Genomic DNA, 15,800 nt, shown 5'->3' on the forward strand with positions numbered 1-15,800 from the left:
CAAGGAGCATTGATGGATATCAAAGATAAGGTCATCGTTATTACCGGCGCTGGACGTGGCTTGGGACGGGCCATTGCGCTGGCCCTGGGCGCACAGGGGGCGAAGCTGGCGCTGCTCGACATCAATCGCGCAGATCTGGAGGCGACCGCAGCCCTGGTGCGCAGTCAGAATGGTCAGTGCGATCAAGATAGTCAGTGCGAGCTGTTTGTCTGCAATGTGGCGAGCGAAGCCGAGGTTGAAGCCGCGTTTGCCGCCATCAAAGGGCGTTTTGGCGTGCTGCACGGTCTTATCAACTGCGCCGGCATTTTGCGCGATGGCATGCTGATCAAGGTGAAAGAGGGTGAGCTGGTGGAGAAGATGACGCTGGCCCAGTGGCAGAGCGTGATTGACGTCAACCTCACCGGTACCTTCCTCTGCGCTCGCGAGGGGGCGGCGCTGATGGCGCAAGGGGGGCAGGGGGGCGTTATCATCAACATCTCCTCTATCGCCCGCGCCGGCAATATTGGCCAGAGCAACTATGCCGCCAGCAAGGCGGGGGTAGCCTCGCTGGTGGTGACCTGGGCGCGGGAGTTGGCGCGCCATGGCATTCGGGTGATGGGGATTGCCCCCGGGGTGTTTGCCACCGACATGACGGCGGCGATGAAGCCGGAGGCGATGGCGCGGATGCAGCAGGCCATTCCGGTCGGCACCCTGGGCGAGGCGCAACAGCTGGCCGAGACGGTGAGCTTTATTTTTGCCAACGACTATCTGTCGGGGCGGATGATTGAACTGGATGGCGGTTTGCGTTTATAGGGATTTACATAATGGGCCCCGGTGTTTCCACCGGGGCTTTTTTATGCAGATTATTTATACAGAGAGCGCCTGAATGGCGATGCATAGGAACCATGCGAGTCAGGTTGTGTTGGCAGAAAAATGAGAAATATCAATGGGTCTTGGTTAATTTGAGCCAGCTCACAGGCCATATGGGTCAGTGCTGTAAAATTGCGCGCGGTCAAGGCGGTGCATGATTGACGGGACGAGGGATTGCGGTCGGAATAGTCATGCAATATAGTTGCCGCCTTTTTCACGGGGTCAGGATTCCCAGCCCCTCCCATATTGCGCGCAGTATGAATACGGACGCTCTGCCGCCGCCTAAATAAACAGGATTGAAATGGACAAGAAACTAGGGCTGGGCGCCCTCATTTCGCTGGTGATCGGCTCCATGGTCGGCGCCGGGGTCTTCAGTCTGCCACAAAACATTGCTGCGCATGCCAGTGCCGGGGCGGTCGCCCTGGGTTGGGCCATCACCGGTCTGGGCATGATCTGTCTCGCGCTGGTCTATCAGAACCTCTCCATGCGCCGCCCCGATCTCGATGGCGGTATCTTCAGCTATGCCAAAGCCGGTTTCGGCGATTTTATCGGCTTCAACGCCGCCTGGGGTTACTGGCTCTGCCAACTGCTGGCCAACGTCTCCTACGCCATCGTAGTGTTTAGCGCCCTGAGCTACTTCTTCGATACGCCTGACAACGTCATCTTCGGTGACGGCAATACGCCGGTCGCCATCACGCTGGCCTCCATCCTGATCTGGTCGGTGCATGCGCTGGTGCTGCGCGGGGTGCAGGTCGCTGCGCTGGTGAATATCGTCACTACCATCGCCAAGATGGTGCCGCTCATCGTCTTCTGTGTCGCGATCCTGCTGGCCTTCAACATGGATACCTTCACTCTGGATATCTGGGGCCAGAACAACATGGAGCTGGGCTCCGTGATGGATCAAGTCAAGTCCACCATGAAGGTGACCCTCTGGGTCTTTATCGGGATTGAAGGGGCCGTGGTGGTCTCTGCCCGTGCCCGTCATCGTAAGGATGTGGGCCGTGCCACCGTGCTGGCGCTGCTCGGCGCCCTGACACTCTATGTGATGGTGACCCTGTTCTCGCTGGGTGTCATGAGCCAGCCGCAACTGGCGGCGCTCAAGAACCCTTCGACCGCCATGATCCTTGAAGCCGTAGTCGGCCCCTGGGGCGCTTGGCTTATCAACATCGGTCTGGTGGTGTCGGTGATGGGGGCGCTGCTCAGCTGGACCGTGCTGGCCGCTGAAGTGCCCTACATCGCGGGCAAGACCGGCGTCTTCCCGGGCTGGTTTGCCAAGGAGAACAAGAACGGCTCGCCGCAGGTGTCCCTCTGGTGCTCTACCTGTCTGGTGCAGATCTTCTTGATCATCATCTACTTTCAGAGCAGCACCTATTTGGCGCTGGTCAACATCGCAACCTCGGCGGCGCTGGTGCCTTACGTCTTTTCGGGCGCTTATGGCCTGAAGCTGGCATTGAAAGGGGAGACCTATCAGGGTCAACCTCATCAGCGCAAGCGTGACCTGCTGCTGGCCCTGGTGGCGACGGTTTACGGCTGCTGGTTGGTCTACGCTGCCGGTGTGGAGTACCTGCTGCTGGTGGCGCTGCTCTATAGTCCGGGCATCTTCATCTACTGGAAGGCGCGTCAGCATCACGGTCTGCGCGGTCTTAACCGGCTGGAGCAGGGGATGACGGCGGCCCTGCTTGGCTGTGCCGTGCTGGCCTTCTACAAGGTGATGGACGGTACCATTCCACTGCACTAACCGGCACAATGAAGAGATGGCCCTCGCGCCATCTCTTTTTTTTCATGCAGATATCCACTGTTGCCCGGCCGTGTTGGCCAGTTTTTGTTTAACACAGGATTTTTTATGCTGTTTATGGGTTACCTCCTGCTGGGCGCCTTTGCCGGTATGCTGGCGGGACTGTTCGGGATCGGCGGCGGTCTTATCATTGTCCCCGTGCTGGTCATGACCTTTCGCGCCCAGGGCATCGACCCTGAAATCATTACCCATCTGGCCCTCGGCACCTCGTTGCCCACCATGATCTTTACCGGATTCTGCTCGCTTAGAGCACATCAGGAAGCGGGCGCCGTCGACTGGGTGATGATCCGCCGACTCGGCGCCGGCATGCTGATCGGGGGCTGGCTTGGCGGCATGACCGCCAATCTGCTTAGCACCAGCACCCTCAATATCATCATCGGCTGTTTCGCCTGGAGCATGGCGCTACAGATGGGACTCAACCTTAAACCCAAAGCGGAACGCCATATGCCGGGGCCGCTCGGCACAGGCATTGCCGGTACCATCATTGGCTGGATGTCTGCGCTGTTTGGTATTGGCGGTGGCTCGCTCACGGTCCCTTATTTGAGCTGGAACTCGGTGCCAATGCGCAATGCGGTAGCTGCCTCTGCAGCCTGCAGCATGCCCATCGCGCTGGCGGGGAGCCTCAGCTACCTCTATGCGGGTTGGGATCATGCCGATCTGCCCGAGTGGAGTGTGGGCTACATCTATCTGCCCGCCCTGCTGGGCATTGTGCTGACCAGTACCCAGTTCGCCCGCATTGGCGCCAAGCTGGCACACCGCCTGTCACCCACACGCCTCAAGCAGGCCTTTGCCCTGCTGATGCTGCTGGTAGGGGCGAAATTTATGCTGTTTAGCTGATTCATTCGGCAGATTGTTGAAAAATAAGGCAAACGATCTGTTGGAGGGTAGAAAGCCGTTGCATTGAACGCCCAGTTTGCCTATTCTCCTCGCCGGTGGTCCTATTGGTCCTCTCGCATTGATAACCCGTCGACCTGGTCAGGACCGGAAGGTAGCAGCCAAGGCGGGGGACTCGAGTGCCGGGATGTGGCTGGTAGGGCCACCACTTGTTTCTGCAATTCAATAAGTTAGCTTCCTAAAGCCCTTGGTCATCCACTTTGTGTGGACAACGAGGAGCTCATCGATGAATCTCTGGCTCAGTCCCCACGGCATCTGGTATTACCGGAAAGTCACCACGCTCCCCTGTGGTCGTCATAAAGAGATCAAAAAATTCCTGCATACCCGAGACAAGCTGACTGCCCGTGCAGCTGTTGCGAAGCGGCTTGCCTGCGTGGGTTCCAGACCCAAGCCCATTCAGTTGCCTGCAGAGGTCCATGTTGCCCCACATGAGCAATCAGTAGCCCGGAATCCGCGGTTTTACTGTTTGGTGACACGCATGGCTGCGTTGTATTTGAGCCGCCCATGGGAAATATGTCTGTTTATCTCGCTCAGTAGCGTCTCTTTATTGATGGGCTTGGTGATATATCCATTCATGCCATGGGAGAGATAGTATTGCTTGGATTCCGGCATCGCATCAGCCGTCAGGGCGATGATGGGGATATCTGCCCAAGGCATCTGGGAGGTGCGGATCCGAGTGGTGGCCACCAGGCCATCCATCACTGGCATCTGGACATCCATCAACACCAGATCAAATTCGGTGTGACCCAGTTTCTCCAGCGCCTCTTCTCCCTGAACGGCCAGTGTGACCTGATGGCCCACGGAGTCGAGCATGGCGCCGATCACCTTGCGGTTGGTGGCATTGTCATCAACCAGCAAGATGCGATAGCTCTCCTGATCCAGCGGCTTGGACGGCAGGCAAACAATCGAGGGGGTCGTGGCTCTGGCGGGCCAGATGTAGGTAAAAGTACTGCCATGTCCCTCGCTGCTCTCTACCGAGATATCGCCGCCCATCAGGCGTGCGAGGTTACGGGATATTTCAAGTCCCAGGCCCGATCCGCCATATTGGCGGGTGATCGAGACATCCGCCTGAGCGAAACGTTGAAACAGGTTCTTTAACTGACTTTTGCTCATGCCGATCCCGGTGTCCTGGATCGAGATGCGTATCGAGTGGCGGTCCTGCTCCAACAGGGTGCTATCAACGTGGATCTTTACTTCCCCCTGATGGGTGAACTTGATGGCATTGCTCACCAGGTTGAAGAGGATCTGGCGCACCCTCAGCGGGTCGATCATCAACCACTCCGGCGTATCGGGGGCAACAGTCAGGGTCAGTTTGATCCCTTTTGCATCGCAGTTGCTCTGCATCAGGGCCCGGATATCCTCCAGCAGCTGGGGCAAGTGATGGGGGGCCAGTTGCAGCTCGATCTTGCCCTCTTCCAGCTTGGATACATCCAGAATGTCGTTAAGCAGACCGAGTAGATGGTTTGCCGATTCGCGCGCCGTCTCCAGATAGTCTCGCTCCCTCGGATCCATATCCCGGTCGGCCAGCAGTGAGAGCATGCCGAGAATGCCATTCATGGGGGTGCGAATTTCATGGCTCATGTTGGCCAAAAAGCTGCTTTTAGCTCTTGTGCCGGCCTCTGCCGCCTGATTTGCCCGCAGCAGTTTGTCATTGAGCTGCTGCATCAGTTTGTGCTGCAGAAACGAGATATTCATTTGCCGCCAGATCAGCAGGGCGAGCACAAAGAGCAGCGCAAATTGCAGGGTTGCGATGAGTGTCGTCGTGATGATCTGCTCCCTCACGCTGTCGCGACGCGCCACATCAAACAGGGTCGCCTGCTGGTTCACCTCCAGAGTCAGCTGATGGAGCAGGGGGAGCAGGGAGGCAAGCTGTTGGCGCAGCTCCTGATGGGCAAGATTGTCCAGCGGCTTGGTGGCTTCCGGGCCGAGCCAGATATCCGCCAGAGAGATGTAGGATCGAATGGCTTTGCTTGCCTGCTGGTAGATCTCTGTTTGCTGAAGCAGGCTGCGATCCTTGCTCTCCAACACCAGATCCATGCGGCTGACCAGAATATCGTATCTGAGCTGGAAGGTCGGTTGCGACTCATGGAGCAGCGAGCTTTGAAAACGCAGCGCTTCGTTATAGAGCTGGAAATAGTTCCACATCACGTTGTCTTCGCCCTGGCTGGTACTGCGCTGCAGATCCTGAAATTGCCGGTACTGGATGGTACCAATACCGGCAAAGGCAAGGAGCAGCACACAAAGCACCACAAACAAGAAACGTTGACTGGCCGCCATGGAACGCATGATGGGATCTACTCCACTTTTATCGCGCTGATCTGCCAGATAGCCCGACCGTAATAGAGCTTGTTTTGCAGTTCGGGATATTGATCGAACGGATAGACAAGGAACAGCGGCCCTTTGTCACGCACCGACAGTGGCTTGCCATTGATCGTGCGGGCGAGGATGACCCGATACTGCTCGGCATCGCTGGTCGGCACCTGTACCGAGTAGTCATTGAGCGCGGTAATGGTGAGCTGTTTGCCGGTTGCCCCGACCTTGGCCAATACATCTTGCAGCAGCGGGCCGCGAAAGGTCTTGGCTTCGTCATACCAGGGGGTATGGGTTTTGATTTCGTGTACCGGCAGTTGATCCAGCATGGCGCTGTCCCACAGGGCCAGAGCCTGATGAGTGGGGCTGCTGATGGCGCCTTCAACCTTCAACACGGCGCTGTCAGGGGAGGGGGCTGCGTATGCGGTGCCGCAAAGGGCTGCCAACAGTGGTGCGATGTAAAGGCCTGCTTTCATGATCTCTCCTTCCTGGAAAATGGCGGCATGGGGGCCGAGCCAACGGTGGCTTGTGAAGTGTGTCCAAAGGTAAGCAATAATCGGGCCCGGTCTAATGGGCTTGAATTATCAGTCATTTAGCCTGTTATCGGGCGATCTCGGCCAAGGTGAATTGCAGTTTGCAACGTGCGGGGGAGGTTAATTGCAATTTGGCAATCAAAACGAGGAGTGGGTGTTGGCGAATAAGGCGCAAAGAGTATCATTTGGAGAACAAGAGCCGTGGCAGTGCCCGGCATAACATTTGCAGCGTGCTGAATGCCGTGACAGCAAATAGTCTGAGAATCGACAAGGAGCTAGCGATGGAAAGCATGACTTACACCCTTAATGATATCCAGGTAGTGGTACTGGAAAACGAGTTTGACGCGATGGCCGTCAGTGAGCTCCGCCCGTTGTTTGAAACCCTCTCGACCCACCCGGGAGATATCCTGGCCGATATCAGCGATGTTCATTTTATCGACTCGTCGGGGATCGGAGCCTTGGTATTTCTCTATAAAAGATTGATTATGAACGGGCATCAGATGGCCCTTGTCTGTGGACCCGGTCAACCTCATGACCTGCTGGAGATGCTGCATATCGACCGGGTGATCCCCTGCCATGAGAGCATCAAGGCCTATATGCGTTCCCGTGGCATGATGGCCGCTGCATCATGAAACGCTTTGGTATCCTGCTCTCGTCTATTCTGCTGTCGGGTTGTGCGCAGTGGCCGCCGGAGGGGTATGGCGGCATGGCAGAGGCAAGACCCACCCGTATTCCGGTCAATGAGGATGAACGGCGGGTCTGGTCTCGTTATGATGAGCGTCAGAAGGAACTCGACTTGCAGCTGACGGAATTAAAGCAAGCGAGTCTGCAGGGGTGTATGCCTGCCGAGTTGAAACGACTACAATCTCAACGTATTGATATCGAACGGGATATGCACGGACGGCTCTGGTCGGATGTAGCCTGGCGTCAGACCGTGTTGGCACAATCACTACAACAAGTACGTTTGCGGCTGCAACAGACAACAGCGGATGGCTGTCGTGCTGATTGGTCAGGGCTCCCCTTACGCCAATGGGGGCAGACGTAACAGACGAAAAGGATGTCTATGAAACGGGGCGCTCTCGAAGGATTGATCTGTGTTCTCTTGCTGTTGTTCACCTGCCCGTTACTGGCCTCCACCTTGTTGGCTCCCGGTGATCGGTTGGCCATAGTGCAACCCGGTGAGCCTGCTTTTGATCAGCCTTTCCAGATCAACAAGCAGGGGGAGATTGCACTGCCTGAAGTTGGAAACGTCGTGGTGGGGGGGAAGACCCTGCAACAGGCGGATGAGCTGATCCGCACCGCCCTCAAACCTGTTTACAACAACCTCTCTCAATTGACCGTCACCTTGCTGGAGAAGCGGCTGCTGATCAGCGTGATGGGCTATGTCAAAAAACCCGGCAGTTATGATCTGGCGCCCGATGGCAACGTGCAGATGGCCCTCGATGCCGCTGGCGGTCTGGTGCCCGGTGCCCAGCTCAACAATATGCAGGTGCGGCGTGGCAGCACGGTCTCTAGCTTCGACTACAAACGTTATCTCGATACCGGCGATGCCAGCGTGTTGCCGCCATTGCAATCCCTTGATGTGGTGTTCGTACCCGCCTCTCCGCTGATCGGCAACGTGCAAATAGATTTTGATGCGGCAACCCTGGCGGCAGGCGGGGATGGCGATACCGGCAAGGCGATCAAGGTGTTTGGCGAGGTCAACAGTCCCGGCGCCTTCAGTTTCAAGAGTGGCAACTCCATCGTGGATCTGCTGATGCGAGCCGGTGGGGTGACCCGTTTTGCCGGGGTGGAGCGGATCCGGGTGATCAATGGTGATGCCCCCGAACTGTTCGATCTCAAAGCCTATCTCGACTCCGGCAACAACAAGCTGCTGCCCAATCTGGCGCCGGGCGCCACCATCTTCGTGCCCAAGGATGAAGAGCAGATAAAACGGGGGGCACGCACCATCTACATCATGGGCGAGGTGTTCAAACCCGGCGCCTATGAGGGGCGGGAAGGGGACTCCTTCCTCGATATTCTGGCCAATGCCGGTGGCCCGACCCGCTATGCCGAGAGTCGCCAGATCCGTTTGCTGCGCACCGATGGTACGATCGAACCCATCGACTTGCAGGCCTATACCGAAGGGATGCAAAAGGCGCTGCCCCAAGTCAAACCCGGTGACGCCATCTTTGTGCCGGAAAAGACCGATATCAACGAGAAGTCCTGGTTGAAAGTGGCCCCCGGGCGGGCTGTGATGGTGATGGGGGCGGTGCGGATCCCGGGCCGCTATGAATGGTCTGACGAGATGTCGCTGCTGGATCTGATCGCCCACGCCGGTGGCCCCAACGAGCGGGCCGATATCGCCAAGGTGCAGATCCTGACCGCCGAAGGGGGGCAGGCCACGCCAACCCTGTTTGATCTCGACAAGTTCCTCCATCAGGGCGGGGCGCTCGCCAGCCTGCCGAAGATCCGGGCCGGATTCACCATCATGATCCCCGAGCTGCCCACCGATCCCAGTGACAACAAGTCCCAGTGGGTGCGCCAGTCACCGGACAGTTCAATCTATATCTTCGGTCAGGTCGGGGCCCCCGGTCGCTATGCCTTCAATGAGCAGATGGGCTTTATCGACATCCTGTCGGCCGCTGATGGCCCGACTGCGGCGGCGGATCTGCGCAATGTGCGCATCGCCCATCGTAGTGGCAGCACTGCGCGGGTCAGCAAGCTCGACCTTGCCCTCTACTTTGAAACCGGCGATGAAACCTTGCTGCCCAAGGTGCTGCCCGGCGACTCCATCTACCTGCCGGAGAAGAATCGCCCCTGGCTCGATGAGCCGAAGGAGAACACCATTCGGGTGCTGGGGGCGATCGCCCGCCCCGGTCGCTACCGTTTTGACTCCTCCATGACCCTGCTGGATCTGCTGGCCGAGGCGGGGGGCCCGACCAGCAGCGCCTATATCAAGAAGATTGTGGTGATCAACATGGCCACCAGTGGTCAGGGGGATCAGGCCCGCAGCTTCGATCTCGACGGCTTTGCCAAAGAGCCCGACTTTAGCCAGTTACCGGTGCTGCGCGCAGGGGACACCGTCTTTATCCCTGACAGCAAGAGCAGCAACTGGGCCATTTTCATGGATGGCATGCGCGACATTCTGACCACGATCTCGGTGGTGGCCCTGGTCGGGACGCTTTGATATGAGCATCCCCATTCAATATCTGGAGCTCGAATCCCTCTACGCGGCGACGGTCGCCCGGGGGATCCGCTCGCTGGCGGTCACCTCGTCGGAAGGGGGAGAGGGGGTGAGCTCCATCTGCGATGCGCTGGCAAGGCGCTCGGAAGCGGATGGGCTGCGCACCCTGCTGGTGGATCTCAATCTCTATCACCCCGGCCGCGCCCCAGCTGTTGCCTGGGGGCCCAATGATGTGCCCGAGCCTGTGGCCACTGGCCGCTCCTTGTCGCTGCTCCCGGCGCCGGGCAAGGATCTGATGGCTTTTCGCAACAAGGATACCTTGCGTCAGCTGCTGGTTCGTTGGCTCGAACATTACGATGTGGTGATCTTCGATACCTCACCGCTCACCGCCCTCAATCGGGGCAATATTCCGGCCGATCAGGTGTGCGGGGCCTGTGAAGGGGCACTGCTGGTGGTGCTGGCGGGAGTGACACCGACGACCGTGGTACAAAGTGCGGTGGATAAACTGACCCGTGCCGAGGCCAATCTGATTGGCGCTGTCTATAACGACAAGCTCAACCCGGGGCTGGCCAGCGAGATCCTGCGCGAGCTCAACCGGCTGCCCAGTAACAGGGTGACCGAATGGCTCAAGCGCTGGTGCCGGCGCAGCGCCTTGCTCAATTTCCGGATCTGATCGCCCGCTGATGGAGGCCCGATATGGATGACTGGTTGCGATCTGCTCCGGCAACCCTGCAGTCGGTGCGCGAACTGCGCAACCGGCTGGCACAGGGGCTCTCCCTGTTTCAGGTCTCCCCAAAGGATCAAGCCAACTGGCTGCTCTGTTTCAGTGAGCTGGCCACCAATAGCGTCAAACACACAGTCCCTCCCGCGACCCGGCTCTGGCTCACGCTGAAAGAGGATGAAACGGGTTTGCGTCTGATACTGGAGGATGATGGCGGCCCGCAACCCGGTCTTGCCAGTGCGCCGTTACCCGATGAGCTGCAGGAGGGGGGATACGGGCTGGCGCTGGTGCACCAGCTGTTTGCCGAGGTGCACTTCTTTCGCGACGGTGATCGCAATCGCGTGACCCTTCGCCAGCAGGGCCCGGTCAACCAGCTGCCGGTGATCGCGGTGATCGACGATGACAAGGTGATGCGTGCCCTGCTCACCGCCTATCTCCATGAGCACTATCGGGTTGAAAGTTATGCCGACTCCCATGCCGCCCTGCTGGCGCTCGGAAAGCAACCCCCCGCGCTGGTGCTCTCCGATATCGAGATGGAGGGGATCGATGGCTTTGGCCTGCGCCAGCAGTTGATGAAGGATCCCAATATGAAGGGGGTGCCCTTTATCTTCCTGACCGGTCATCAGGATCAGTGGACCCAGAGTCGGGCGGGGGCACTGGGGATCGATGACTTTCTGGTCAAACCCATCACCAAGCAGGACCTGTTGCTGGCGGTTTCGCGGGTGCTGCAACGCTCGCAGCAGCTCAAGTCGCAATGGGGCGAGCAGCTGGATCAGCGCATGACCTCGGCGCTGCGCCCGTTATTGTCCGCCACCTCCATAGGGGGATACCAGCTGGCGTTGCAAACCCGCGCGGCCACCGTGGGGGGCGGGGACTTTCTGCTGGTCAAGGATCGGGTGCTGTGGCTCGGAGATGTGATGGGCCACGATGCGGAAGCCAAGTTTTTTGCCCATGCCTATGCCGGTTATCTGCGTGGCTTGCTGACGGCGCACGATCTGGAGCGTGCCCCCGCCCGCTTGCTGACCATCTTGTCCAATGCGGTTCACAGTGATCCGTTATTGGGGGCTACCCTGCTCACCACCCTCTGTATTGAGCTCGGCAACGAGGGGCGGGTGCAGTGGGCCAGCGCGGGCCACCCGGCGCCCTGGCTGGTTGGGCCCGGTACCATCCGTCAGGTCGGCGTGACCGGCCCCTTGCCCGGTTTGCGCCCGGATCCCCACTTCGTTACCAATGAGCGTCAGCTCAAGCCCGGCGAGATCCTGCTGTTCTGGACCGACGGTCTGCTCGATAGCCGTGATGCCGCAGAGCGCCAGCGCTGGGAGTCGCAGCTAAAAGAGATCTGCCTGACTTCGGGGCCCGGTCTTGAGCAACTGGCTCATCGCATTGCCAGCTGGTTTGATGAACGCATCAATGATGCCGCCCTCGATGACATGACCCTCTTGCTGGTCGCCTGTCCCGGCGCCTGATCCTGCCCCTCTTTGCCTGACTGGCCCGCTCTATGCAGCGCCTCATTTCAGGTGGCATGGAGCCACGGGAGGAGGGCCTTATGTTACCCATGCAACAGATCTGGCTGGCCATCGATGCGCGTCAGGTCGGTGGAATAGAAGTTCACATTATCCACTTGGCCAACGATCTGCTGGCCAGGGGATTTCGCCCCACCATAGTGCTGGTGAGCAACCATGGTATGACCCCCTTTACGACCCTGCTCAAACAACAGGGCTTGCCCTACGAGGTGTGCCAAAACAGCCGCGATTTTATGCGCCGTCTGGCCCGCCAACCTGCCTCTGTGCTGATCCATACCCACGGCTACAAGGCCGGGGTGCTGGGGCGGCTGACGGCCTGGTTCACCGGTAAATCGGTGGTCTCGACTTTTCACAGTGGGGATGACGGGGAGGGTTTGCTGAAGTTTTACAGCTGGCTGGATCGCACCACAGCGCGTTTTGCGAAGTGTATTGCAGTGAGCGAGCCCATCGCTCGCAAATTGCCTGTGCCAAGCACGGTGATCAGCAACTTTGTCCCCATGCCTGCGACGCCGGCTACGGTAACTGGCAACCGGATTGCCTTTGTCGGCCGCCTCTCGCCGGAAAAGGGGCCGGAGGCGTTCTGCCAGCTGGCTGCCTTCTGCCCGGATGGGGCGTTTCATCTCTACGGGGATGGCCCCATGAAAAGCGGCTTGTTGCAGCAGTATGGTGATCGCGTCCAGCTTCATGGTTTCCAGAACATGGCCAATGAGTGGCACAACATCGACCTGCTCTGCATCACCTCCCGCTTTGAAGGGTTGCCGCTGGTGGCCCTGGAGGCGATGGCTCACGGCATACCTGTCTGTACCTTTGCGGTGGGGGGCCTGGTCAATCTGATCGACCATAAATCCAATGGCTGGTTGGTGGAGCCCGGCCATGTGCGGGATATGGCGGAGCTGGTCAACTACTGGCTGCGCAGCGATGGGGCGGTGCGCAGCAAAATGAGTCAGGCGGCGCGCAACACCATAGCCCGCGGGTACAGCGTCAACAACAGGGTGACCGATATTCTGGCCGTCTACGGCGCCTGAATCACGGAGAAACTTGTCAAAACGAGTGGCCGCATGCTACTCGTTTTTTTATGTGCTTGGGCTGTATAAATAAGGATTTCCTAGCTTATTTAGGGCTATGTCCCAATTATGTGTTGCACGGGGGTGTAGTGGTCAACTAAATCCGGACACTTGGTTAGGCCGATCTTCGGCTTTTGCTGGCGGTATCCCGTCATTGTGTTGATGTGGACGCCGCCAGTTGTAGTAATCCATCAGGTAGTAACTGATATCCCGCTTCGCCTCTCGCAAGCTCATATATCCCATAGCCGGGAGCCACTCTGACTTCAGGCTTCTGAACAACCGTTCCATCGGGGCGTTATCCCAGCAGTTGCCACGCCGACTCATGCTCTGGGTCATGCGATAGCGCCACACTCGTTGCCGAAATGCCCTACTGCCATATTGGCTGCCCTGGTCAGAGTGAAATAGCACACCGGATGGGCAACCCCGCTGCTGATAGGCCATCTCCAATGCTTTGATGGCCAGTGCTGCATCAGGTTTATCAGACATCGCCCAGCCCACGACCCGCCGAGTGTGCAGGTCAAGCACCGCTGCCAGGTAATGCCAGCGACCACCGGCCCAGACGTAGGTGATATCGCCACACCACACCTGATTGGGTTGCTGGACATCAAATTCGCGGGCCAGCAGATTGGGTATGTCCGGTCGTTCAGACTGTGCCACCTGATAGCGATGAGCGCCCGGTTGCTTGGATACCAGACCGGCTTCCTTCATCAGGTTACGTACTTTGAATCGACCAATCTGATACCCCAACTCCCGCATCATCGACATCAAGGCGCGGCTGCCCGCTGAGTTCCGGCTCGCTTTGAACAAACGGCGCAACTCACAGCGCTGTTGCATACGTTCACGGTTAATCGTCCGCCTGCGAGCCAGATAATCGTAAAAACAGGAGGTGGGAACATCGAAAGCGCAGCAGACCAGAGTGATGGGGGCTTGCTCCCTTAATCGGTCTATCAGCGCGTACGTGTGAACTCGTCCGCCATCAAGAGAGCAGTAGCCTTTTTTAGAATGCCCTTCTCACGTTCGAGCCGGTTGATGCGGGCTTCCAGCTCCTGAATTTTCTGCTGCTCCGGAGTCAGTGCTTTTCCGATGGGGGTTGTACCACAGCGTTCGGATTGCAGTTGCTGAACCCAGCGGCGCAGTACGGTTTCACCGACATCCAGTGAACGGCTGGCTTCAGGGACAGAATATCCTTGGTCGAGCACCAAGGATGCGGCTTCGAGTTTGAATTCGGCAGTAAATGAGCGACGTAATCTTGTCGTTGAACACCTCAGGTCATGGTGGTGACTGTACCACCTAAAATGGTGTCCGGGATGATTAGACCACTACAATGCAGCCGATCTACTGCGCAGAGTCCTTGACGATCCCCTCGACCCGCACCTGCAGGCTCCCTTGCGCCAGGGTGGTGATGAGCTGGTCGCCACAGTTGGCCTGATCGGCGCGGCTGATGACTTCTCCGCGCGCAGTGCGGGTGATGGAGTAGCCGCGCCCCAGAGTGGCGAGCGGGCTTACCCCGTCGAGGCGGGCGGTGAGCATGGCGAGGCGGTGACTAGCAAGGTCTTGCCGCTTGGCAATCAGGGCATGAAGCCGCTCCTCGGCCAGCTGGTGGCGGCGCTTGCCAGCTGCCAGCAAGCGCTCCGGGCTCTTGCCCTGCAGGCGCAGTTCAAGGTTGGTGAGGCGCCGCTCACCCTGATGCAGCCGCTGGCGCAGCAGTTGCTGCAAACGGGTGGAGAGTTCGTCGAGGCGCTGGGATTGCTGTTCCAGCCGCCGCTTCGGATCCTGATGGTCGAGCCGCTTTTGCAGCAGGATGAAATCGTGGCGGGCGGCGGTCTGTTGGCGACTCATCGCCTGCAGCAGTCGCTGCTTGAGGTGGGCGAGGCGCTGGATGCGGGCCTGATTGTCCGGCGCCACCAGCTCGGCGGCGGCCGACGGGGTAGGGGCGCGCAAGTCGGCGGCAAAGTCGCTGATGGTGACATCCACCTCGTGGCCCACCGCGCTCACCACAGGTATGGCGGAGTGGGCAATGGCGCGCGCCACCGCCTCTTCGTTGAAGCACCAGAGATCTTCAAGTGACCCGCCACCCCGCCCGACGATCAGCACATCCACCTCGGCGCGCTGGTTCGCTTTGGCGATCGTCGCGACGATCTGGCTGATGGCGGCGCTCCCCTGTACCTGAGTCGGGTAGATAAAGACCGGCAGATCCGGCGCACGCCGTTTGAGCACCGTCAGCATATCGTGCAAGGCGGCGCCGGTGGCTGAGGTGATAAGGCCCACCGCCCGCGGCTCACGGGGCAGCGGCCGCTTGCGGCTTTCGTCAAACAGCCCCTCGGCGCCGAGGCGGCGCTTGAGCTCTTCAAAACGCAGGGCCAATACGCCGTCGCCCGCCGGCTGCATCGACTCGATGATCAGCTGGTAGTCGCCGCGCGGCTCATAGAGGGAGACCCGCGCCTGCACCAGCACCTGCATGCCATCCTGCGGGCGGAAGGCCACCCGCCGGTTGTTGCCCTTGAACATGGCGCAGCGCACCTGCGCCGACATGTCCTTGAGGGAGAAGTACCAGTGGCCGGAGCTTGGCATCGCCAGATTGGAGAGCTCGCCGGTCAGCCACACCAGCCCGAGATCCTGCTCCAGGATCATGCGCACGGCGCTGTTGAGGCGGGTGACGGTAAAGACCTGATGTTGTCTGCTTTGACTCGGTTCGTTGCGGTAGTTCAAGGCGGTTCCTGCGCACGGTTCCTCGCCAGCGAAGGCGGAGGAGAGAAACAATGTCGCCATCTTACCCCACTTCACCCCGTCCGCCGAGTCAATGGATCAGGTTGGTTACTCCTCCCCGTAAATCGGTGTTGCATGGAAATGAAAGCGCTATCAATCACATACAGCCAATAGCGAAGTCGATGGTGGTCACATTTTGCGCGCATTCGCCATGAATTGGTTATGGGGGACTCTAGACT

At 58.9% G+C, this 15,800-nt stretch carries 13 protein-coding genes and 1 other RNA gene; 10 read left to right on the forward strand and 4 right to left on the reverse strand.

From position 1 onward, the window contains the following. Positions 1–12 precede the first annotated feature (12 nt). The 4 genes from ACB042_RS02975 to ffs all read left to right on the forward strand — a co-directional run bounded on the left by ACB042_RS02975 (position 13) and on the right by ffs (position 3,680). On the forward strand, positions 13–792 hold the full coding sequence (locus ACB042_RS02975) for an SDR family NAD(P)-dependent oxidoreductase (RefSeq protein ID WP_371177752.1): 780 nt from the start codon (positions 13–15) through the stop codon (positions 790–792). A gap of 358 nt (positions 793–1,150) precedes the next feature. Further along, entirely contained in the window at positions 1,151–2,587 is a 1,437-nt protein-coding gene (arcD, locus tag ACB042_RS02980) for an arginine-ornithine antiporter (RefSeq protein WP_005336921.1), read from the forward strand. Between the two features lie 105 nt (positions 2,588–2,692). Beyond that, positions 2,693–3,481, forward strand: a complete 789-nt coding sequence (locus tag ACB042_RS02985; RefSeq protein ID WP_371177753.1) for a sulfite exporter TauE/SafE family protein — start codon at positions 2,693–2,695, stop codon at positions 3,479–3,481. Between the two features lie 102 nt (positions 3,482–3,583). Next, positions 3,584–3,680: signal recognition particle sRNA small type (ffs, locus tag ACB042_RS02990), an RNA gene on the forward strand. A 317-nt stretch (positions 3,681–3,997) separates the two neighbouring features. Here ffs and ACB042_RS02995 read toward each other — a convergent pair. After that, positions 3,998–5,824 carry an ATP-binding protein gene (locus tag ACB042_RS02995; protein ID WP_047435143.1) on the reverse strand — a complete coding sequence of 609 codons (1,827 nt, stop codon included), beginning with the start codon at positions 5,822–5,824 and terminating at the stop codon, positions 3,998–4,000. 8 nt (positions 5,825–5,832) lie between these two features. Beyond that, positions 5,833–6,324, reverse strand: a complete 492-nt coding sequence (locus tag ACB042_RS03000; RefSeq protein WP_005351410.1) for a molybdopterin-dependent oxidoreductase — start codon at positions 6,322–6,324, stop codon at positions 5,833–5,835. Between the two features lie 242 nt (positions 6,325–6,566). Here ACB042_RS03000 and ACB042_RS03005 point away from each other — a divergent pair, with 242 nt between their 5' ends. The 6 genes from ACB042_RS03005 to ACB042_RS03030 all read left to right on the forward strand — a co-directional run bounded on the left by ACB042_RS03005 (position 6,567) and on the right by ACB042_RS03030 (position 12,816). Continuing rightward, positions 6,567–7,013, forward strand: a complete 447-nt coding sequence (locus ACB042_RS03005; protein ID WP_235690387.1) for an STAS domain-containing protein — start codon at positions 6,567–6,569, stop codon at positions 7,011–7,013. Then, the gene (locus tag ACB042_RS03010) at positions 7,010–7,426 is read left to right on the forward strand and encodes a hypothetical protein (protein WP_005351415.1); all 417 of its coding nucleotides are present in this window, start codon (positions 7,010–7,012) and stop codon (positions 7,424–7,426) included. Before ACB042_RS03005 ends, ACB042_RS03010 begins: the two co-directional genes overlap by 4 nt. A gap of 18 nt (positions 7,427–7,444) precedes the next feature. After that, the gene (locus tag ACB042_RS03015) at positions 7,445–9,550 is read left to right on the forward strand and encodes an SLBB domain-containing protein (RefSeq protein ID WP_005360128.1); all 2,106 of its coding nucleotides are present in this window, start codon (positions 7,445–7,447) and stop codon (positions 9,548–9,550) included. Position 9,551: 1 nt separating this feature from the next. Continuing rightward, positions 9,552–10,220 (forward strand): tyrosine-protein kinase family protein, encoded by a 669-nt coding sequence (locus ACB042_RS03020; protein ID WP_042083492.1) that lies wholly within the window; start codon positions 9,552–9,554, stop codon positions 10,218–10,220. Between the two features lie 23 nt (positions 10,221–10,243). Continuing rightward, complete coding sequence (locus ACB042_RS03025) at positions 10,244–11,734, forward strand: SpoIIE family protein phosphatase (protein ID WP_371177754.1); 1,491 nt, start codon at positions 10,244–10,246, stop codon at positions 11,732–11,734. Between the two features lie 80 nt (positions 11,735–11,814). After that, positions 11,815–12,816: a glycosyltransferase family 4 protein gene (locus ACB042_RS03030; protein WP_371177755.1), complete on the forward strand. Its 1,002-nt coding sequence runs from the start codon at positions 11,815–11,817 to the stop codon at positions 12,814–12,816. 132 nt (positions 12,817–12,948) lie between these two features. On the opposite strand, the gene ACB042_RS03035 is transcribed toward ACB042_RS03030, so the two are convergent. Both ACB042_RS03035 and xseA read right to left on the reverse strand, forming a co-directional pair. Next, positions 12,949–14,123 (reverse strand): IS3 family transposase gene (locus ACB042_RS03035; protein WP_371177828.1). Its coding sequence is split into 2 segments (ribosomal slippage): positions 12,949–13,856 and positions 13,856–14,123, totalling 1,176 coding nucleotides; the frame shifts between segments, so codons are not numbered across the junction. 67 nt (positions 14,124–14,190) lie between these two features. Beyond that, a complete protein-coding gene (gene xseA, locus ACB042_RS03040) occupies positions 14,191–15,564 on the reverse strand; it encodes an exodeoxyribonuclease VII large subunit (RefSeq protein ID WP_371177829.1) in 1,374 nt (457 codons plus the stop codon). Between the last annotated feature and the right edge of the window lie 236 nt (positions 15,565–15,800).

The sequence above is a fragment of the Aeromonas sp. S13(2024) genome (assembly GCF_041402405.1).
GTDB classification, from domain to species: domain Bacteria; phylum Pseudomonadota; class Gammaproteobacteria; order Enterobacterales; family Aeromonadaceae; genus Aeromonas; species Aeromonas veronii.